Below are 20,558 nucleotides of genomic sequence, written 5' to 3' on the forward strand. Positions count from 1 at the left end.
GAAGGCGGTTGCTTTCACTGGGCCGGAGCGGCGCGCGTACCGCGCTGCCTGCTGTTTCTCGTGAGGATTCTCACTGACACGGCTCTTAAAGCATTTTTTGATTGAAAATATTCATTTTCAATCACTTCGCTGCCATCATTTCGCGGCCAGAACGCGGTCTGGACGCTCATTCGGCGCGAGCGCCAGCTAACGCTGTCGCCAGAGCGGTTTAGCTGATTTCATTAGCAAACCGCTCTATTGTCCGCACCGCGCTTTGGCTCTGCGGGCACGGCTTCGCCCCGCTTCGGCTCTTCCGCCAGAGCAGAGAGGCCCGGGCGAAAGGGGCCATGCAATGACTGCGGTCAGGAACAAGGCTGGCGCGTGCCAAGGGCGAAAAGACGCTGCCATTCAGCGCCTACGCCCAGAAGGCCTGGCCCGATTCCCAGAGTTCGTTCAGCTTGAGGGAATCACGCAACGTATCCATACACTGCCACTGGCCGGGATGCGGATACATGGCCAGCCGCCCCTCGGCGGCCAGTTGCTGCAAGGGTTCTTTCTCCAGATCACAATTTTCATCTTCGCTCAGATAGTCCAGAAAACGCCGCTCAAAGACGAAAAAGCCGCAGTTGATGTATTCGTCGAGCACCGGCTTTTCCTCCCAGGAAAGGATCTTGCCGCCCGCGCCCGTGCGCACTGTGCCGAAACGTGAGGGCATGCGCACGCCGGTAAAGGTGCCGATGGCTCCGGACCGGGTGTGGAATGCCAGCAGTTTGTTCAGATCAATATCCGCCACGCCGTCGCCATAGGTGACCATGAAACGCTCGCCGTCAATATATTTGGCCACGCGCTTGAGGCGGCCGCCCTTGAGGGTCTCCTGCCCGGTGTCGCAGAGCGTCACGCGCCAGTCCTCAAGATGGCCGGCGTGGGCAGTAAGCGCGCCGGTTTTGAGCTCCACGGTGAAATCCGTGTGGCGCATATTGTAGTCATGGAAGTACTGCTTGATCACCTCGCCCTTGTAGCCCAGCGGCAGGATGAAATCCTTGAAGCCGAAGCGGGCGTAAATGGACATGATGTGCCAGAGCACCGGCCGCCCGCCGATTTCCACCATGGGCTTGGGTTTGATCGAGGTTTCTTCGCGCAGGCGCGTGCCTTTGCCGCCGCACATGATGATCGTTTTCATAGGCCCTCCCGGTGTCGCTTTGAAACCTGCCCCGCAGGACTCGGCTACCTGTAGCAGAAGCCGGGGCGGAAAAAAAGCCCCGGCGCCCCCCGGCAACGGGCTTTGCAATATGCGGCCTGTTGCGCTATAGTATTTCCGTTACAGTGATACTATCGCGCCCTGGCGCGCAAACGAGGTAGTTATGAATATTCTGCGCAGGCCGTCCCCCTTTCTGCTGGCGGCGGCTTTACTGGTGGCCCTGCTCGCGGCCTGCTTTGCTTCCGGCCCGCAAAAAACCCTGAACAAGCTGGCTGAGGCCCTGAACAAGAACGACAGCGCGGCTTTTCTTTCCCAATTGGATATAAAAATGTTTGCGGCCAATCAGATCAAAAATCTCACCCGCGAGGATCAAGCCCTGAGTTCGCTCGACTCCCTGGGCCGTATGCTGGGCCTTGGCGGCATGGATGACCTTTTGGGCAGCGTGATGGACATGGAGAGGCGTCTGCAAAAGCAGTATGTGCGCGGCGTGAGCAGCGGCGAACTGATGGCCCGGTGCCGCGAAGCGCAAAGCCCGGATTGCCCCTGGACGCCGGAAGCGCTGCAGAATGCCGAGATTACCCAACTGAGCGACACGGCCGCCGTGGCCAAAGTCACAACCCCGGCCCGGATGACCAGTTGGCTGGCCCTGCAAAAGAGAGGCGACAATTGGCTGGTGGTGGGACAGGCGGTTCTGGAAAGCACGGCCAGGGACTATGCGCAGGGCAAGACGCCGCCTGCGGCCGCAGGCGCGCCGCTGCGCAAAGACAGGCCCGACGCGGAACCCGCGGATAAGCCCGCCAGCGAGGGCGTCATGACTATTTAGAGCGTTTTGCTCATTTCATGAGCAAAACGCTCTACGCAGAAAGGTCATGGGCAAGGTGAGCCTGCGGGAAAAAGCATATCCTGTTGACAACGCTTTTCCCCGGTATTCTGCCTCAGGATCTGTAATCCGAATTCAGCGTGACGTATTCATGCCCCAGATCCGAGGCCTGCAAAACATATGTGCCCGGCCCGTCGCCCAGGCTGATGTCCACCGTCACATCCCTGGCCTTGAGCAGTTCGGCCAGCTTTTCCTCCTGATCGTCATTCACGGGCCGGCCCTTGCAAAAGCGCTCCACCCCGCAGAGCCGCAAGCCCACCTGGGCCGGGTCGAAGCGCGCGCCGCTGTAGCCCACGGCCGTGACGATACGCCCCCAGTTGGCGTCCCCGCCGTAGATGGCCGTCTTGACCAGCTGGGAATGCCCCACGCTGCGCGCCACGCGCGCGGCGTCCGCGTCGTCCGCCGCGCCGGTCACGCTGATATGGATCACCTTCTTCGCCCCTTCGCCATCCATGACCAGCATATGCGCAACCGTGCCCAGAATGGCGGTGAGCGCCTCTTCCAGGAGGGTCAGATCAGCTGTGTTGCGGGCGGCAACGCCGGACGCGCCGTTGGCCAGGCCCAGAATGGTGTCGTTGGTCGAGGTGTCGCCGTCCACACTGACCCGATTGAAGGTTTTTTCCACGGCCCGGCCGAACATGGCCTGCCAGGGGGCACGCGCAACGCTCGCGTCCGTGAGGGCCACGCAGAGCATGGTAGCCATGTTCGGGCAGATCATGCCCGCGCCCTTGGCCATGACCGTCAGCCGCACCGTGCCCCCGGAAAGCGCCAGCTCGCGCGCGGCAAACTTGGGAAAAGCGTCCGTGGTCATGAAGGCGCGGGTAAAGCCCTCGGCGTCGCGGCTGCCCAGGCTTTGCGCCAGAGCAGGGACGGCCGCGCGCCAGAGATCCATTTTGAGCGGCGCGCCCACCACGCCCGTGGAGAGGGGCAATATTTCATGCGGGGCAAGCCCGATGGCCTCGGCCGCCATTGCCTGCGTGGCGCGGCAGTCGGCAAGGCCCTGTTCGCCGGTGCAGGCGTTGGCCTGGCCGGAATTGGCCAGCACCGCGCGGGCCGTGCCGTATCGGGCCAGAATTTCCTGGCAGACCAGCACGGGCGCGGCCTTGAAGACATTTTGGGTAAACATGCCGGCCAGCACGCAAGGCCGGTCGGATACAATCAGCCCCAAATCGTCGCGGCCCGGCTTCTTGAAACTGGCTGCCGCGGCTCCGGCCCTGAACCCTTTGGGAAGATCGTCGATCATTTTGCAACCTCACTCAGGCGATGCTCTGATGTTTTACACGCTTGCATCCTGCCCGGCCACGCGCAATGATCCTAAGAGCATTTTGCTTTTGAAATTATTCAATTTCAAAAGCGGCGCTGCCATCATTTCCCCGCAAGCGGGACAAGCGCCTGAAAAGCGTGGTTTTCAGGCGCATTCGGCGCGGGCGTCCGCTCCCGCGGCCGCCAGAGCATTTTCAAAGAGAAAATGCTCTAATGGACCAGGGCGTATGCAACTCGCGGGAATTTCGCACTATCTGCAAAATTCCCGCGAGTAGAGCTTTTTGCTCATGAAAGCAGCTCAACGCCGTTTGCCGCGGCCTGCGGCAAAAAGGCCCGCAGTTATGACTTGGCTTTCTGGATTTCCTCCGCCAAAGCCGCAGGCACGCGCTCGTAATGGTCGAACTGCATGGTGAACGTGGCCCGGCCCTGGGTGCGCGAGCGCAGATCCGTGGCATAGCCGAACATGGCGGCCAGGGGCACCTGGGCACGCACGCTCTGCGCGCCGCCGGCGCGGGCTTCCATACTCTGCACGCGGCCGCGACGGCCGTTGAGATCGCCCATCACGTCGCCCAGGTATTCCTCGGGCGTGACCACTTCCACATCCATGATCGGCTCCAGCAGCACGGGAGCGGCCTTGAGCATGGCGTCCTTGATGGCCATGGAACCGGCCACATAAAAAGCCTGTTCGGAGGAGTCCACTTCGTGATAGGAGCCGAAGACCAGATTGACCTTGAGATCCACGCAGGGGAAACCGGCCAGCACGCCGGACTTCATGGCGTCCTTGATGCCCTTGTCAATGGCCGGAATATATTCCTTGGGGATCACGCCGCCGGTGATCGAGTTGATGAATTCATAGCCCTTGCCCGGATTGGGCTCCACCTCAATGACGCAATGGCCGTACTGGCCGCGCCCGCCGGACTGCTTGGCGTGCTTCATGTCCGATTTGGACGGCTTGGAAATGGTCTCGCGGTAGGCCACCTGAGGCTTGCCCACATTGGCGTTGACGTTGAACTCGCGGGTCAGGCGATCCACGATGATTTCCAGATGCAGCTCGCCCATGCCGGCGATCAGGGTCTGATTGGTTTCCTCGTCGCCCTTGACTCGGAAAGAGGGATCCTCCTTGGCCAGCTTGTTCAGCGCCGCGGAGAGCGCATCGCGATCCGCCTTGGTCTTGGGCTCGATGGCCACTTCAATGACCGGCTCCGGAATATTCAGGGATTCCAGGATCACCGGGCGTTTTTCATCGCAGAGCGTATCGCCGGTGGAGGCGTTTTTCAGGCCCACCAGAGCCACGATGTCGCCCGCGCCCGCCCATTTGATATCCTCGCGCTTGTTGGCGTGCATCTTGAGAATGCGGCCGATGCGCTCCTTTCTGCCGGTATTGGCGTTGAACACGCCGCTGCCCGACTCCAGATAGCCGGAATAGATCCGGAAAAAGGACAAATGGCCGATAAAGGGATCGGAAAAGAGCTTGAAGACCAGACCGGCCAGAGGCTCCTTGTCGTCGCAATGGCATTCGACGAGCGCATCCTCCTTGTCGGGCACATGGCCGGTCATGGGCGGAATGTCCACAGGCGAGGGCAGATAGGCCACCACGGCGTCCAGCAGGGGCTGCACGCCCATGTTGCGGAAGGCCGAGCCGCAGAGCACCGGGACGATGTTGCGGGCAATGGTGGCCTTGCGGACGCAGGAGATGATTTCCTCTTCCGTGAGGCTTTCGCCGCCCAGGTATTTTTCGAGCAGGGCTTCGTCCTCCTCGGCCACGGCTTCCAGCATCTCATGATGCTTTTCCTCAAAAAGCTGCCGCATGTCGGCGGGCACGTCTTCCACCACAAATTCCGCGCCCTTGGTGGACTTGTCAAAACGGATGGCCTTGCCGAGCACCAGATCCACCACGCCCTCGAACTTGTCTTCCGCGCCGATGGGCAGTTGCAGGGGCACGGCCTTGGTGCCCAGGCGATCGTGGATCATTGTCACGCAACGGAAGAAGTCGGCTCCGATGCGGTCCATTTTGTTCACAAAGCAGATGCGCGGCACATGATAGCGGTCGGCCTGCCGCCAGACCGTTTCGGATTGCGGCTCCACGCCGGCCACGGCGTCAAAGACGCAGACCGCGCCGTCCAGCACGCGCAGGGAGCGCTCCACCTCAATGGTGAAGTCCACATGGCCGGGGGTATCAATGATGTTGATGCGGCAATCTTTCCAGAAGCAGGTCGTGGCGGCGGAGGTGATGGTGATGCCGCGCTCCTGCTCCTGCTCCATCCAGTCCATGGTGGACTCGCCATCATGGGTTTCGCCGATCTTGTGCGAAACGCCGGTATAAAAAAGAATGCGCTCGGTCGTCGTTGTTTTGCCGGCGTCAATATGGGCCATGATGCCGATATTGCGCTGTTTGTCTACGGGAATGGTGCGGGACACGGTATTCCTCCATACTGCGGAAGCGGTGGTATACAACCGACGCCGCTTCCTTGCGGACGCGGCGTCGGAAGATGTTGGCGGATGCGGCCGGCGGCCTCTTAGAGCATTTTTTGATTGAAAATATCCATTTTCAATCATTTCGCGTCCAGAACGCGGTCTGGACGCTCATTCGGCGCGGGCGCCAGCTAACGCTGTCGCCAGAGCGTTTAGCTCATTTCATGAGCAAAACGCTCTTACCAGCGATAGTGGGCAAAGGCCTTGTTGGCGTCGGCCATGCGGTGCGTGTCTTCGCGCTTCTTCACCGCGCCGCCGCGACCGTTGTAGGCATCCAGCAGTTCGGCGGAAAGTTTGGACGTCATGCCCTTTTCGCCGCGCGAACGGGCATAATTGATCAGCCAGCGGATGGACAGGGAGACCTGGCGTTCCGGGCGCACTTCCATGGGCACCTGATAGGTGGCGCCGCCCACGCGGCGGGCCTTGACTTCCATATGCGGCTTGACGTTGTCCAAGGCCTTTTCAAAAGCGCGCATGGGATCTTCGCCGGTTTTTTCAGCCAGGGTTTCCAGAGAGCTGTAAAAAATTTTTTCGGCCGCGCCCTTTTTGCCGTCGTACATCAGCCGGTTCACGAATTTGGTGACCAGGCGGCTGGAATAAAGCGGATCGGGCAGCACTTCCCTCTTGGGAACAGGACCTTTACGGGGCATGGGGTTTCTCCTTTACAAAGCGCATTGCGGCGTCACCAACCCCGCCCCGCGCCCGGATATGCCGCAACAGCCGCCACACGCGGCCCCTTGGCAGTCTATTCCGGTGCGGGACATGGCGCACGCCGGACAAAGGAAAACAATTCGCCGAATCTGCGTCTACTTGGGCCGCTTGGCGCCGTATTTGGAACGGCTCTTGCGACGATCAGCCACGCCGGAGGTATCCAGCGTGCCGCGCACAATGTGATAACGCACGCCGGGAAGGTCCTTGACGCGGCCGCCGCGGATGATCACCACGGAGTGCTCTTGCAGGTTATGGCCTTCGCCGGGAATGTAGGCCGTCACCTCGATGCCGTTGGTCAGGCGCACGCGGGCCACCTTGCGCAAGGCCGAGTTGGGCTTTTTGGGCGTGGTGGTATACACGCGGGTGCAAACGCCGCGGCGCTGCGGGCAGGCCTGCAGGGCCGGGGTTTTTTTGCGCTTTACCGACGCCTTCCGCTCAATGCGGATAAGCTGGTTGATCGTGGGCATTATATTCCTCCATAATGCGCAACAGTTGAACCGACAAAACTCCAAGAGGGTTGGACATAGCCCACCGGGGCATACTCTGTCAAGGGCGCGGGCGGGGCCGATGCCTTTGCCCCCGGCCGTGTCGCCGGCAACCGCCCTTTCTCCGCAATCGGCGTCAGATGAAGCGGGCCGAAGGTAGTCCTATGGGCACGGCGTGAGAAACGAGGCCCGCTCTTCCCGCACTATCCCCAGAATTTCTTCCATATGGGCCAGGGTCGGACGCCCCTTGTTGCTTGTCAGCAGATGCAAAAGGCGGTCCACAGCCTCGCGGCGGGTGGCGGTGAAGCGGCTGTCACCAAGCAGATTTCTGCGTCCCAGCAGGGCCAGGATTTTTCCCTGACGGGCCACAAGGCCCGCATGCACCTTGTACAGGGGCTCAAGCGTGTCGCTCTCGGCCGCGGCCAGGACCATGATCGAAGTCGTATACAGGCGCTCCAGAAACAGGCCGTACAAATGCGCGCCCAAAAGACGCAGATGGGCTTCGCTTTCCGACGCTGCCTTGAGCATGGCTGTGAGCTGCGCCTCAATGCGCCGGACAATGATTTCACGCCCGGCCGCTCCTGTCGGATCCTTGCGCAGCACGGCCCGTTCCGTTGCGGTCAGGCCGGGCAGGTGTATGCCGGGATTCAGTTTTTGCAGCAGCCTGTTCTCCTGCACGGCCTCCTCGGGTTTGCCGAAAAACAACGCATAGGTCCGATCCGAAGCCACCATGCCACTGAGCACCGCCGTCTGATCCCAATCGCCGGGCTGGGGGCAGATGTCTTTGGGCACGGTCAACCCGATCTGATACGCAAAGCCTGCTTCCTTGAGCAGCCCGATTTCATCCAGACCCTGCCGCAGGGCCCGGAGATCCAGCAGCGGGCGCATGGCCGCCACCACCGCGGCCGGGCTCTCGCTGCCGCCCGCGGCCGCCAGAGGGGAGCGCGGCATAAAAATCAGGCACAGGCAGACCAGGCAAGTGACGAGAAAGGACATGTTTGCGCGCGGCATACTGCCTCCGCTTTTTCCGGCTCACTGTGGCGGGGAAATGGCTCCCTTGCGGGGCAAAAGCCCGCACAGGCCCGTGGCGCGTTGATTGCTCGCTTATTCTTCGGCAAGGGCCTCCGCAAAGCGGGCCCGCAGTGCCTGCAACTTGGCTTTGGCGTCCAAAAGCTGCGTGGCGCGTTCCTTTTCGCGGGCCACCACTTCGGCCGGGGCGCGGCTTACAAAGCTCTCGTTGCTCAACTTCTTGTTCACGCCTGTCACGTCCTTTTCCAACCTGGCCAGTTCCTTGTCCAGACGCGCCAGCTCGCTGCTCAGATCCACGGCGCCGCGCAGGGGCACAATGACCTGGCAGCCCTGCACCACGGCCGAGGCCGAAGCTTTGGGCGCATGCACGTCGGCCCCCAGCGTCAGAGATTCCAGGCGGGCCAGGGTCAGCATCAGGCCCCGGTTTTCTTCGAGCAGCGCGGCCTGGGCCTGATCCACGGGATGCAGGAGCAAGCCCACCTTCTGGCCGGGGTTGATGCCCAGCTCGGCCTTGATGGTGCGCACGGCCACAATCACGCCCTGGATCAGCTCCATGCGGCAGGCTTCGGCCTCGCGCACACAGCCGGGCCGCAGGGGCGGATAGGGCTCCAGCGCGATATCCGTGGCTTTTTCCCCGGCCGCCACGGGCAGGGCCTGCCAGATTTCGGCGGTCACAAAGGGCATGATCGGATGCAGCAAAACCAGAAGCTCCCGCAGCACAAGCCAGAGCACATACTGGGCCGTCTCTTTGCGCGCAACGCCCTCCGCGCTTTCAGCGGCCTGCATGCCGGGCCCCATATCCGGCTTGATCAATTCCAGATACCAGTCGCAAAACTCATTCCAGAGGAATTTGTAGCCGAGCTGGGCCGCGTCGTTGAAGCGGTATTCGGCAAGCGCCCGATCCATGTCCAGCTTGATCATTTCCAGGCGGTGCAGAATCCACTGATGATGCAGGCCCTGCACGCTTTCCAGACTCACCGCCCGCGGCGCGTGCTCCGGCAGGTTCATCAGGGCGAAGCGCGCGGCGTTCCAGAGCTTGTTCACAAAATGGCGGTAGCCCTCAATGCGATCTTCGGAGAGGCGGATGTCCCGGCCCATGGCCGCAAAGGCCGTGAGCGTGAAGCGCAGGGCGTCGCAGCCGTATTTGTCGATCATGGACAGGGGATCAATGACGTTGCCCGTGGACTTGGACATCTTGCGGCCCGTGGCGTCGCGCACCAGGGCGTGCAGATAGACGTCCCGGAAAGGCGCCTGCTTCATGAAATGCAGGCCCATCATCATCATCCGGGCCACCCAGAAAAAGAGGATATCAAAGCCCGTGACCAGCACCGCGGTGGGATACCAGCGGGCCAGCTCCCTGGTCCGTTCCGGCCAGCCCAGGATCGAGAACGGCCAGAGCGCGGAGGAGAACCAGGTATCCAGCACATCCTCGTCCTGGGCCAGATCGGCCGAGCCGCAGGCCGGGCAGGCAGCCGGAGCTTCCTCGGCCACGATCAGCCTGCCGCAAGCCTTGCAGGTCCAGGCCGGAATGCGATGCCCCCACCAGATCTGACGGCTGATGCACCAGTCGCGGATATTGTCCAGCCAATGATAATACGTCTTGAGCCAGGATTCCGGCAGAATCCGGGTCAGCTCGGGCACGGCCGCGCGCGCGGCCGGGGCCATTCTGGTGGCGGCCACGAACCATTGGGTTGAAACATGCGGCTCCACCACCGTATGGCAGCGGTAGCAATGCCCCACGGCGTGCTCCAGATCATCCACGCCCGCCAGGTCTCCGGCGGCCTCCAGATCGGCCGTGATGCGCTCGCGGCACTCCTGCTTGGAAAGCCCGGCGTACGGCCCAGCGGCAGCGGTCATCACGCCGTTTTCGTCAATGACCTGCACAAATTCCAGATTGTGTTTCTTGCCCAGCGTCCAGTCGTTGTGGTCATGGCAGGGCGTCACCTTCAGCGCGCCGGTGCCGAACTCCCGATCCACATACTTGTCCGCGATAATCGGCACTTCGCGGCCCAGCACCGGCACGCGCGCGGTTTTGCCCACCAGATGCCGGTAGCGCTCATCCTCAGGATGCACGCACACGGCCGTGTCGCCGGGGATGGTTTCCGGCCTGGTGGTGGCCACCACAAGGGCGCCCGAACCGTCCGCAAGATGGTAGCGCACGCGCCAGAGCTTGCCGCGCGTCTGCTCGTGCTCCACCTCGTCGTCGGCCAAAGCCGTGTGACAGCGCGAGCACCAGTTGATGATATAGTCGCCCTTGTAGATCAGGCCTTGATCATAGAGCTGCACAAAAACCTTGCGCACCGCGGCCGAGAGGCCTTCATCCATGGTGAAGCGCAGCCGCGTCCAGTCCACGGACGCGCCGAGAGCGCCGATCTGATCCAGGATGCGGTGCCCGTACTCCGCGCGCCAGGACCAGACCTTTTCCACAAAGGCCTCGCGGCCCACGTCCTGGCGGGTCTTGCCTTCCCTGGCCAGAGCGCGCTCCACCACATTCTGGGTGGCAATGCCCGCGTGATCCGTGCCCGGCGCCCAAAGGACGTTTTTACCCTTCTGCCGGGCATGGCGGCAGAGCACGTCGATCAGGGTGAGGTTCAGGGCGTGGCCCATGTGCAGGGCCCCGGTGACGTTGGGCGGCGGGATGACAATGGAATAGGGCTCGCCGGGCGCGTCCGGGTCGGGCGTGAAAGTCTTGTTTTCTTCCCAGTGCCTGCGCCACCGGGCTTCCACGTCATGGGGCTCGTAGCCTTTGGGGAGGGTGTCCGCCATCTTGCTTTCTCCGTGAAAGGCGGCGATACTGCGCCGCTATGCACGACGCGCGGCCGATCTGTATTTTATGGGATGCGTCCCACATCTGGGGGCTCATGGCCTGGCGCGCGTTACGCGCCCTGGGCCTGGCCTGCCGCCTGGTCAAGGGCAAAGAAATAGCTGAAGGCGCGCTTTTAGGCAAGCAGGGCCGGGCAGAGCGATCGTGCTCCCCTGGCTGCGCCTCCACGCCCCTTCTGCTGGTTCCGGGGGGCAACGCCCGCCTCAAGGCCTTGGCCCTGGGCAAGGCGGGGCGCAAGGCCGTGCGCGCCTATCTGGCCAGGGGCGGCAGTTATCTGGGTTTTTGCGGGGGCGCGGGTCTTGCGCTCAGCCAGCGCGATGCGCGGGACGGCCTGAATATCTGCCCCTGGTCGCGCGCCGCCTATCCCGAACGCCTGCATCATCTGATTTCCGGCCATGTGCGAGTGCGCGCGCACTGCCAGGGCGACGCCAGGCTGCTGCCCGCCTTTCTTCAGGATGCGAGCCGCGAGCGCGGCCTTTCCCTGCCGGTCTGGTGGCCGGGCCGTTTTGCCCCGGAAGAGCGTGACGACGTCAGCGTGCTGGCCGCGTACGCCGCGCCCGATACGGACTTCTGGCTTGCGGATTTGCCCCTGCAGGGCATTCCGGCACAGGTCTTCGAGGCCTGGCAGGCCTTGTACGGAGTCAATCTGTCCGCGGATTTTCTCACGGATCAACCTCTGGTGATCAGTGGGGCGTTCGGCAAGGGCCGCTATGTTCTGAGCTATTCCCATCTGGAAACGCCCGAAAGCCGCGACGCCAACGCCTGGCTGGCCCATTTGCTGCGCGCCCTGACCGGGCTTGAGCCGGGCGCGGAGCTGATCCCGGCCTGGAATCTGCACGAGCCGGGCGCGGCCTGGGCGGACGACAGCCGCGGCGCGCCCCTGCTGGAAGGGTTGCGCATGACCCGCGCCCTGCTGGATCTGGCTGTGGATCACAATCTTTTTTTCGAGCGCGCGCCCTGGCTCTGGGGCTGGCGCGCGGGCTTGCCGGGCGCGGCCTGCAACAATCTGCACGCCGCGCTCTGCACGGCCGTCAGCCTTGCGCCCGGCAAGGCCGCGCTGGACTTCTGGGATACGGCCCGCCCGCGTTTTGCCAGGCTCATGCCCCTGTTTCAGGCCGGAGCAGAAGGCTATCTGCTGGCCTGCCGCCTGGCCGAAACCCTGGCTCCCAGCCTGCCTGACGCGGTGGACAAACGCGGCCTCAGCAACCAGCGCGAAGCCCTGTTCGGCCACGCCATGCACGGCGGCGGTCTGGTTGAGGAATTGCTGACCATCGTGGAGGAGTTGATCTACCTCTCCCAGGACTGCCCGGCGCGCGGTTCACGGGCCTGAGCCGGGGCAGGACCGGCCTGAGGACAGAGACGCCCGGCAGCGGCCCCAAGAGCGGGGCCTTGGCCAGCCGGTCTTGTTTGTTCAAACAAACAGGATTGGCCCGCGCGCCTGAATTGCGTAGATTGTCCCCGTGTGGACGCACGGCCCGGCACGGCGGAGAGCGGATCCGGACAGGCCACGTCGCGGATTTTTGTTTGTGAGAGGCGCGTATGCTGAACGAGATGGTGAAAAAATACGGCGCAAAGGGCAAAGGACTCAGCGCGCACGACAATGTGATCATCAAAGGCATGAAGGCCCTGCACCTGCTGGCCGCCACAGCCTGGGCAGGCGGCGCCCTTTCCATGCAGGCGCTCAGTTTTCTGAAGCTTTCGTCCGCAGATCCGGCTTTTGCCGCGCTGGTGGGCCAATGCCTGCACTTTGTGGATACCTGGGTGGTGATGCCCGGGCTGGCAGGCTGCCTGCTCACCGGCCTGTTCTATTCCACCTGCACGTCCATCGGCTTTTTCAAATTCGCCTGGATCGGCTACAAATGGCTGATCAGCCTCTGCGCTGGCTTCTGGGGCACCGTGTTCTGGGGCCCGTGGGGCGACGCCTGGATCGGGCTGCTGGCGTCCCGGGGCCTGGACGGGCCGCTGCGTTTCGTGCGGGCCTGCATCCTGCCCGAAAGCATGCGGGAAGGCGCTCTGCAACTGGCAATCATTCTTTCCATGTGCCTGATTTCCGTGTACCGCCCCCTTTCCTTCCGCTTCCGGTCGCAGGGGTGGACGCACGAGGACGCCGGACACTGAGGCTCTCGGCAGCCTGCCTTTGAAAAAGCGCAAGGGCGTTCGGGAACCGCTGGAACATGCCCTGTGCGGCTGGCGAACGCCCTGTGCGGCAGATTCCTGCAAAGACTTTTGCAGTTGCTATATCTTCCTGACCTCCGTATACCAGGCCGCGGCCTCTTCCAGCAGCTTGTTGGCGCGCGCGGCCAGGGCCTGCGGATCCTTAAGGTAGCCGTCCAGCAGCAGGGCGGCGTCAAAAAGGCCCTGGGTCATTTCAGACAGCGTCCTGTCCTGCGCATCGGCCTTGTAGATCCGCAACATGCTGCGCAGCAGCGGGTGATCGCGGTTGACCTCCAGAACCTTCACCGGCAGGGAGTCATCCTTCTGCATGACTTTGAGCAGCTTTTCCATGGATGAGGAAAGCCCGCCGTCAGGGGAAACCAGCACCGCCGGGCTGTCTGCCAGACGGTGCGAGACGCGCACATCAGTGACCCTCTCGCCCAGGATCTCTTTCATGCGTTTGAGCAAATCCTCAAAGGTGGCATTGTCCGCTTCGGTAAGCGGCGCCGCGGCTTCCCTGCTTTCGCCCTCCTTGTCCTCAAAGGCGCTCAGGGCGTCATCGGCCGCGCTTTCCACGGATTTGAAATCCCATTCCTTATACTTGCCGATGCCTTCCATGACAAATTCGTCCACCGGCTCGAAAAGATAGAGCACCTCAATGCCCTTCCTGCGGAAAAGCTCCATATGGGGATTGAGCCTGGCGGCCTCGCGATTGGGCGCGGCCACATACCAGAAGGTTTTCTGGCTCTGGGGCGCGCGGGACATATATTCGTCCAGGCTGGTCAGCAGTTCGGCCTCCGGCAGGCTTGAGGAGTTGAAGCGCAGCAGCGCGCTGATCCGCTCGCGATTGGGGTAATCGTGGTAGCCGAGCTTGAAGACTTTGCCGTGCAGCCGCCAGAAACGGTTGTATTGCTCCGCATTGTCCCTGGCCGTTTTTTCCAGATGGCTCAGGGTCTGCTTGACAATGACCTGATGGATCTTGCGCAGCAGCACGTTTTCCTGGAGCGTCTCGCGCGAAATATTGAGGGGCAGATCCTCGGTGTCCACCACGCCCTTGAGAAAGGCCAGGTATTCGGGGATCAGCTCTTTGTTGCGGTTCTGGATGAGCACCCGCCGGGCATAGAGATCCAGACCCCAGAAATCGCGATCCGCGCCAAAGAAATCCTGCGCGCTGTCCGGGATGAACAGCAGGGCATTGAACTGCACCGGCACATCCACCGCAATATGCAGAACATCCAGAGGGGCCTTGGCGTCATAGGTCAGGGATTTGTAAAAATTGTCATATTGCTCCTTGCTGACTGCGGATTTGGGCTCGCGCCAGAGCGCGGGCTGGGTGTTGACCCGCTCCCCGTCCACGAAAACAGGAAAGGGCACAAAGGCCGAATGCTTGCGGATGGCCGACTCCACCCGGAATTTTTCCAGAAATTCCACGGCGTCGTCCTTGAGATGCGCTTTGACCGTTGTGCCGCGCGCGGGCTCGGCTGCGTCGGAAGGCGCAATGCTGTAGGATCCCAGGCCGTCGCTGGTCCAGACATGGGCCGCGGCGTCCTTGCCGAAGGCCGGGCGGGAAGTCACTTCCACCTTGTCGGCCACCATAAAGACCGAATAAAAGCCCACGCCGAAACGGCCGATGATGTTGGCCGCATCCGGCGTCTCGGCCTCGCCGCCGCTTGTGCCGTTGCCCTTGGACTTGCGCGTCTCGGCCTCGGCCGCCAGATCCGCCAGAAATTCCTCGGAACCGGACTTGGCGATAGTGCCCAGGTTTTCGGCCAGTTCCTCGGCCGTCATGCCTGTGCCGGTGTCGGCGATGGTCAGGGTTTTGGCATCCTTGTCGATGCTGATCCGGATTTCCAGCGGCAGTTCCGTATCGCGCGGCTTTTCGCCGCGGCTGATGCGAAAGCGCAGCTTGTCCAACGCGTCCGAGGCATTGGAAATGAGCTCGCGCAGAAAGATTTCGCGATTGGTGTACAGGGAATTGGTCAGGATCTGCAGAACCTTGCGTACTTCAGCGCGAAATTGACGGGTCTTTTTGCCGGCTTCGGCCATAACGAACCTCCTGGATTACAACATTACCCGTTACAGTAAGGCCGTATTGCGCGGCGTCAAGGATCAGCCGATCTCAGGAGGGATTCACCTTTGAGATGACTGTCTTACAAAGTTCATTGTAATTTTACATGATTGAAAAAGAAATTTCACTCGAAAAATGAATCCTTCCATATCAACTATTGCTTGCTTTTTGGCGAACTTCAGGCTATCTGCCATAGACGAAGTCGTAAGGAGGCCCTAATGGACGTTGTGATGCTTTCACGGCTGCAATTCGCTGTGGCCGTGTTTTTTCATTTTATTTTCGTGCCCCTGACCCTCGGCCTTTCCGTAATTATCGCCTGGATGGAAACCCGCTATGTGCGCACCGGCGATGAAATATGGAAACGCCATGCCAAATTCTGGGGCAAACTTTTCCTCATCAACTTTACGCTGGGCGTGGTGACCGGCATTACTCTGGAATTTCAGTTCGGCACCAACTGGTCCCGCTATTCCGAGTATGTAGGCGATATTTTCGGCTCGCTTCTGGCCATTGAAGCCACGGTGGCCTTTTTTCTGGAATCCACCTTTCTGGCCATCTGGCATTTCGGCTGGAACAAGGTCGGCAAAAAAACCCACCTGCTCTGTATCTGGCTGGTGGCCCTTGCGGGCAACATTTCCGCCTTGTGGATCATTCTGGCCAACGGCTTCATGCAGCGCCCGGTGGGCTATGTGATCAACGAGGCCGCGGGCCGGGCCGAGCTTGCCAATTTCTGGGACGTGGTTTTCAACGGCTACGCCTGGGGCATGTTTGCGCATACCGTGCTGGCGGCCTGGGCCCTGGGCGGCTTTTTCGTGCTCGGAGTTTCGGCCTGGCATCTTCTGCGCAACAGGAACCAGGCCCACACGGATTTTTTCCGCCGTTCCTTCAAAATGATTGCGCCCTGGACCCTGATTCTGACTCTTGTTCTGGTGCTCAGCGGCGATGAGCAGGGCAAAGCCGTGGCCGAGCACCAGCCCGCCAAGCTGGCGGCCATGGAATCCCACTGGGAAAGCGGCACGAACGCGCCTTTCTATCTGATGGTCTGGCCTGATCCGGACAACGAGCGCAACAGCATCCAGGCCGTGGGCATTCCGGGGCTTTTGAGCTGGATCGCCTACAATCGCACCGACGCCGAGGTCAAGGGCCTCAAGAGCTTCCCCAAGGAAGACCGGCCCCCGGTCACGCCCGTGTTCTGGTCCTTCCGGCTGATGGTGGCCCTGGGCATGCTCTTCCTTCTGCTTTCTCTGGCGGCCACCCTACAGCGCAAGCGCCAGATGCCCTGCCGGGGGCTCCTGAAAGCCCTGGTCTGGAATATACCCCTGCCCTACATCGGTCTGATGCTGGGCTGGGCCGTGGCCGAAATAGGCCGCCAGCCCTGGATCGTCTACGGGCTTATGCGCACCACCGACGCCGTGTCCCCGGTGCCGGCCTCCAATGTGGCCATCTCGCTGGGCGCCTTCATCCTGGTTTATTCGGCGCTGGGCATCCTCGATATCTATCTGCTGCGCAAATACGCGCTCAAGGGCCCTGACGCCCGGGAGGCATAGTCATGTTGGAAACCACCTGGTTTGTGCTCTGGGCCCTGCTCTGGGCCGCATATTTCGTCCTGGACGGCTTTGACCTGGGCATGGGCGCGCTGCTGCCCTTCCTCGGCAAAACCGAGACCGACCGCCGGATCATGTACAATGCCGCCGGTCCCTTCTGGGACGGCAACGAGGTCTGGCTGATCGCGGCCGGCGGCGTGACCTTCGCGGCTTTTCCCACGGCCTACGCGCTCATGTTCAGCGCGCTTTACGCGCCCCTGCTGCTTCTGCTCTTCGCCCTGATTTTCCGCGCCGTGTCTTTTGAGTTCCGCGGCAAGGTGGAACATGCCTCCTGGCGCTCCTTCTGGGACGGCGTGCACTTTCTGGCCAACCTGCTGCCCTGCCTGCTGCTGGGCGTGGCTTTCGCCAACCTGTTCATGGGCATCCCGGTGGACGCGCAGGGCATCTATCACGGCAATCTGCTCAAGCTGCTCAATCCTTACGGTCTGGCGGGCGGCGTGTTCTTTCTCTGCATGTTCACCCTGCACGGGGCCATCTGGCTCGCCATCAAGAGCAGAGGCCAACTGCAGACCAGCGCTCTGGCCGCGGCCACCATGCTCTGGCCGCTCATGCTGGCGCTGCTGGTTGTCTTTTTGATCATGACCGCCTTTTACACCAAACTCTATGCCAATTACCTGGCCATGCCAGCGCTCTTCGCGCTGCCGCTGCTGGCCCTGGCGGGCCTGCTGGGCGCGCGCGCCATGCTGCGGGCAGGCAGGCTCTGGCTGGCCTGGGGCTGCAGCGCCCTGTTCATCATTGGCGTGACGTACTTCGGCGTCATGGGCATGTACCCGGGCATGATCATCTCCTCCCTGGACCCGGCGGCCACGGTGACGGCCTTCAACGGCTCTTCCAGCCCGCTGACTCTCAAGATCATGCTCGGCGTGGCAGTGGTCATGGTGCCTCTTGTTCTGATCTACCAGTTCTGGACCTACCGGATATTCTCTCAGCCGGTGACGGCCCGGGAACTTGAGGACGATCATGCATATTAGGGCAGGCTTATGATGCACTGCCCTTCCGGCCGCTTCAGCCCCCAACGGGGATCTGAACCGGCCGCGGTCCGGTAACGGATCAGCGCCGCAAGGGAATTGAACGCAAAACCCATGCGGCAAACCGGGCCAAACCCTATCCTTTAACCCTGAAAGCCGCACCGGTATTCTGACCGTGCGGCTTTTCAACTTTATCGGAGCAAACAATGAAACGATTCACAGGATTATTCCTGGCCGCCGCGCTGTGCGTCTCAGCCCTTGCCGCGTGCGCGTCGCAATACCGCCATCATGAACCCCTGACCTTCGAGGAGCAGGAGGCCCAGCGCGCCAAAGTGCAATGCCAGGAAGAAGCCACGGCCATGAACGGCCCCGGCATCTATACTTCCACCAACCCGCTCTGGGACTCCTATTTTGTGATGTGCATGCACCGTCTTGGCGTCACTGACGCCCAACTCAAAAAAATGTGGTATTAACGCCCCACGGCCGTTGAACGGCCGTTGCGCTGCGGGCTGAGCACATACAGCCGCAGTCGTCTTATGTATCCCGGGCCGCAAGCGTGGATGCTTGCGGGCCGGGATACTGTCGTCCGGCGCGCCGGAGCGAGCGTTTTAGAGCGGTTTGCTGTTGAAAACGGCAACCGCTCTGGCGGCCGCGGGCGCAGCTGCCCGGCATACAATAAAAAAGGTCTCGGCCGCAGACAGCGGCACGAGACCTGAACGATCGTCCGAAAGAATTCTTATTTGCCGTTGCCCTTGGCAGGCTTGCCGTTCTGCGACGCCGGGGTCTGGGCTTTATCCTGTGCCGCGGGCCGATCCTCTGCCGGGGCGGGAGCCGCTTCGGCCTCGGACGCCGCCTTTGCGGCGGCCACAGGCTTGAAATCAAGCTTCTGCTTGTTCACTTCCGCGATGAGCGCCGTGGTCACATCCACCTTGGGATTGAACGAGGCAGCCCCTTCGGTGTTCAAAATAACGTCATAGCCCTTTTGCTCGCGATAGGCGTTCACAGTGCGCTGCACGGCGTCATAGAGCAGATTGACCACATTCTGCTGCTCGGCCTGCATACGCTGCTGCGAGGCTATGTACACGCTTTGCAGTTCTTTCTGCGCGTCTTCGTCCTTGGGATCTTTTTCCAGCCGCCCCTGGATCTCATTGAGCTTGCCCTGCATTTCGGCCTGCAGGCCTTCCAGGAACTTCACGCCCGCCTTGCCCGGCTCGCTGTCGCGCATGATGCGCGCCATATCCACCACCGCCAGCCTGGGTTGGGCGGCATTCTCGGTCTGCTGGCACGCCAGAAGCATAAAGCTCAACACAAAAAACAGAGGCATGAAAAAACGGATTCGCATAGTGGTAAGCACTCCTCTCAGGTATAATGGTCCCGCGAACCCGTTACCACGGCATTGCGGGGAGATGGTCTCCGGCTCAGGCAACCGCCGAAGCATCCCGGATCTGCGCCGGCGGCGCGCAAAGCCGCTGTGGCGCATACGGATATAGCCAATCCGTTTTGCATACGTTTTTTTTGCGCACAGCTCAACAGTTTTTTATCCTCCTGAAGCTGGAGGCCCCGGAGCGCGTCTGGCAACGCAGGAGTTCCGCCGCGCCGGCAAGGAAACAGATCCTTTGTACGCAGGGAGCGCAGGCCTGCCTCAGCATCCGGAACACGCTTTCAGCGCAGTTCGGCAAACTGGCCTTTCATCCGCTGCACCTTGGCCACATAAAAACGGGTCTCGCGCACAGGCAGACGCACGGTCAGATCTTCGTAGAGCGCCTGCGGGCTCATGGCGTTGATCCGGGCCACGGCTTCCTCGTTGCTGGCGCCGTAGAGGCGCAGAAAACGGTTGGGCCCCATATTGTAGGCCGCCACCGCGCAATACTCGCGGGCCAGAGGATCGCGCACCCCGGAAAAATACCGGGTGAGCAGAATATGCAGGTAGGCCGTGCCGTAGCGGATATTGATTTCAGGCACGCGCAGCTCGTCGAAACTCACGTCGCCGCGGCGGCCGTACAAAAAACGGTGCACCTCATCGCTGGCTGTGCTCGGCAGAAGCTGCATAAGGCCCATGGCCGACTTGTTGCTGATCAGGCCCGGCGAAAAATCGCTTTCGCTGTGGATGATGGCGTAGACAAGTTCGGTGCTCAGATTATAGCGCCGGGCGAAATTCTCCACCAATTGCCGGTAGCGCCGGGCCCTGGCCAGCAGGCTGCCGCCCGCGCCGGAGCCTGAGGCGAACATTTCGCCGGCCGGTTTTCTTTCTGCCGGGGCTTGCAGGTTAACGGGGGTATAGCCCTCAAGCCAGGCCTCGTCCGCAAGCCAGCGCAAGGGACGGCCAAAAGCGTCCAGAGCATCCCCGTACCCGCGCGGTTGGGCCGCCACGAGCAGCGGCATGGAAGCGCCATCCAGGGCCAGAAGCGGCGTCAGCTCCGGCAGCTCGGCCTCCTCGCCAAAAAGAATGTCCCCGTCGCCCATGTCCAGGCGCACGCCGCTCTTCTCGAAAGTGATTATCTGATCCCGGACGACCGTATCGCCCTGGTCGGGCCGCTGTTCAGGAGGACGCGGGGCATCCTGCGCCGGAGCGGGCCCGCGGATGGCCCACAAGCGCGTGCCGTCGCCCTGCGGGAGGATCGGCTCTGGCAAATCCTCCGGCCGCAGGCTGATCACATGATCACTGGCCCGGCGGCGCACTTCCGGACCCTCGCTGTGCGGCACAAAACCCGCGAGCATCCCCAGCAGGATCAGAGCGCTGCCGAGGCATAGCGAAATAATCAGAATGGTTCTGCGGGACGTCATGGGCGTATCCTTGGCCTGTTCCTCTGCTGTCCGGCGCGGGTGCGCCGAGAGATTTTTCTTGTTTTAATGCAATTATCCTGCCAAATCAAAATCACCCATATCTTTTCAGGAAAATAACGATGAAGAAAAAAATTTCACAAGC

General features: G+C 61.7%; 16 protein-coding genes. 6 read left to right on the top strand and 10 right to left on the bottom strand.

Annotated features, from left to right (window positions below):
- Nucleotides 1–394: 394 nt before the first annotated feature.
- Complete coding sequence (gene rfbF / locus G7Y51_RS03830) at nt 395–1,159, bottom strand: glucose-1-phosphate cytidylyltransferase (protein WP_165175062.1); 765 nt, start codon at nt 1,157–1,159, stop codon at nt 395–397.
- Between the two features lie 181 nt (nt 1,160–1,340).
- Between rfbF and G7Y51_RS03835 the strand changes: the two genes are divergently transcribed.
- On the top strand, nt 1,341–2,000 hold the full coding sequence (locus G7Y51_RS03835; RefSeq protein ID WP_241160123.1) for a hypothetical protein: 660 nt from the start codon (nt 1,341–1,343) through the stop codon (nt 1,998–2,000).
- A gap of 112 nt (nt 2,001–2,112) precedes the next feature.
- Here the strand turns inward: G7Y51_RS03835 and argJ are convergent, their stop codons facing one another.
- The 6 genes from argJ to G7Y51_RS03865 all read right to left on the bottom strand — a co-directional run bounded on the left by argJ (nt 2,113) and on the right by G7Y51_RS03865 (nt 10,783).
- Entirely contained in the window at nt 2,113–3,297 is a 1,185-nt protein-coding gene (gene argJ / locus G7Y51_RS03840) for a bifunctional glutamate N-acetyltransferase/amino-acid acetyltransferase ArgJ (protein ID WP_206214239.1), read from the bottom strand.
- 362 nt (nt 3,298–3,659) lie between these two features.
- Nucleotides 3,660–5,738: an elongation factor G gene (fusA, locus tag G7Y51_RS03845; RefSeq protein WP_165065243.1), complete on the bottom strand. Its 2,079-nt coding sequence runs from the start codon at nt 5,736–5,738 to the stop codon at nt 3,660–3,662.
- A 233-nt stretch (nt 5,739–5,971) separates the two neighbouring features.
- On the bottom strand, nt 5,972–6,442 hold the full coding sequence (rpsG, locus tag G7Y51_RS03850) for a 30S ribosomal protein S7 (RefSeq protein WP_165065246.1): 471 nt from the start codon (nt 6,440–6,442) through the stop codon (nt 5,972–5,974).
- Nucleotides 6,443–6,598: 156 nt separating this feature from the next.
- Nucleotides 6,599–6,970, bottom strand: coding sequence for a 30S ribosomal protein S12 (gene rpsL / locus G7Y51_RS03855; RefSeq protein ID WP_165065249.1), 372 nt, complete (start codon nt 6,968–6,970; stop codon nt 6,599–6,601).
- A gap of 180 nt (nt 6,971–7,150) precedes the next feature.
- Entirely contained in the window at nt 7,151–7,999 is an 849-nt protein-coding gene (locus G7Y51_RS03860; protein WP_206214238.1) for a hypothetical protein, read from the bottom strand.
- A gap of 93 nt (nt 8,000–8,092) precedes the next feature.
- Nucleotides 8,093–10,783, bottom strand: a complete 2,691-nt coding sequence (locus G7Y51_RS03865) for a valine--tRNA ligase (RefSeq protein ID WP_165175064.1) — start codon at nt 10,781–10,783, stop codon at nt 8,093–8,095.
- Between the two features lie 38 nt (nt 10,784–10,821).
- Here G7Y51_RS03865 and G7Y51_RS03870 point away from each other — a divergent pair, with 38 nt between their 5' ends.
- Entirely contained in the window at nt 10,822–12,171 is a 1,350-nt protein-coding gene (locus G7Y51_RS03870) for a BPL-N domain-containing protein (RefSeq protein ID WP_165175065.1), read from the top strand.
- Between the two features lie 209 nt (nt 12,172–12,380).
- Nucleotides 12,381–12,959: a hypothetical protein gene (locus G7Y51_RS03875; protein WP_165175066.1), complete on the top strand. Its 579-nt coding sequence runs from the start codon at nt 12,381–12,383 to the stop codon at nt 12,957–12,959.
- A gap of 117 nt (nt 12,960–13,076) precedes the next feature.
- Here the strand turns inward: G7Y51_RS03875 and htpG are convergent, their stop codons facing one another.
- Nucleotides 13,077–15,041, bottom strand: a complete 1,965-nt coding sequence (gene htpG / locus G7Y51_RS03880) for a molecular chaperone HtpG (RefSeq protein WP_165175067.1) — start codon at nt 15,039–15,041, stop codon at nt 13,077–13,079.
- A gap of 240 nt (nt 15,042–15,281) precedes the next feature.
- Here htpG and G7Y51_RS03885 point away from each other — a divergent pair, with 240 nt between their 5' ends.
- From G7Y51_RS03885 to G7Y51_RS03895, 3 genes are all read left to right on the top strand, one after another.
- On the top strand, nt 15,282–16,607 hold the full coding sequence (locus G7Y51_RS03885) for a cytochrome ubiquinol oxidase subunit I (protein ID WP_165175068.1): 1,326 nt from the start codon (nt 15,282–15,284) through the stop codon (nt 16,605–16,607).
- Nucleotides 16,608–16,609: 2 nt separating this feature from the next.
- Nucleotides 16,610–17,635 (top strand): cytochrome d ubiquinol oxidase subunit II, encoded by a 1,026-nt coding sequence (gene cydB, locus G7Y51_RS03890; protein WP_165175069.1) that lies wholly within the window; start codon nt 16,610–16,612, stop codon nt 17,633–17,635.
- A gap of 203 nt (nt 17,636–17,838) precedes the next feature.
- The gene (locus G7Y51_RS03895; RefSeq protein WP_165175070.1) at nt 17,839–18,105 is read left to right on the top strand and encodes a hypothetical protein; all 267 of its coding nucleotides are present in this window, start codon (nt 17,839–17,841) and stop codon (nt 18,103–18,105) included.
- 263 nt (nt 18,106–18,368) lie between these two features.
- Here the strand turns inward: G7Y51_RS03895 and G7Y51_RS03900 are convergent, their stop codons facing one another.
- On the bottom strand, nt 18,369–18,974 hold the full coding sequence (locus tag G7Y51_RS03900) for an OmpH family outer membrane protein (protein WP_165175071.1): 606 nt from the start codon (nt 18,972–18,974) through the stop codon (nt 18,369–18,371).
- Nucleotides 18,975–19,294: 320 nt separating this feature from the next.
- On the bottom strand, nt 19,295–20,416 hold the full coding sequence (locus G7Y51_RS03905; RefSeq protein WP_165175072.1) for a transglycosylase SLT domain-containing protein: 1,122 nt from the start codon (nt 20,414–20,416) through the stop codon (nt 19,295–19,297).
- Nucleotides 20,417–20,558 lie beyond the last annotated feature (142 nt).

The sequence above is a fragment of the Desulfovibrio sp. ZJ369 genome (assembly GCF_011039085.1).
Lineage (GTDB): Bacteria > Desulfobacterota > Desulfovibrionia > Desulfovibrionales > Desulfovibrionaceae > Desulfovibrio.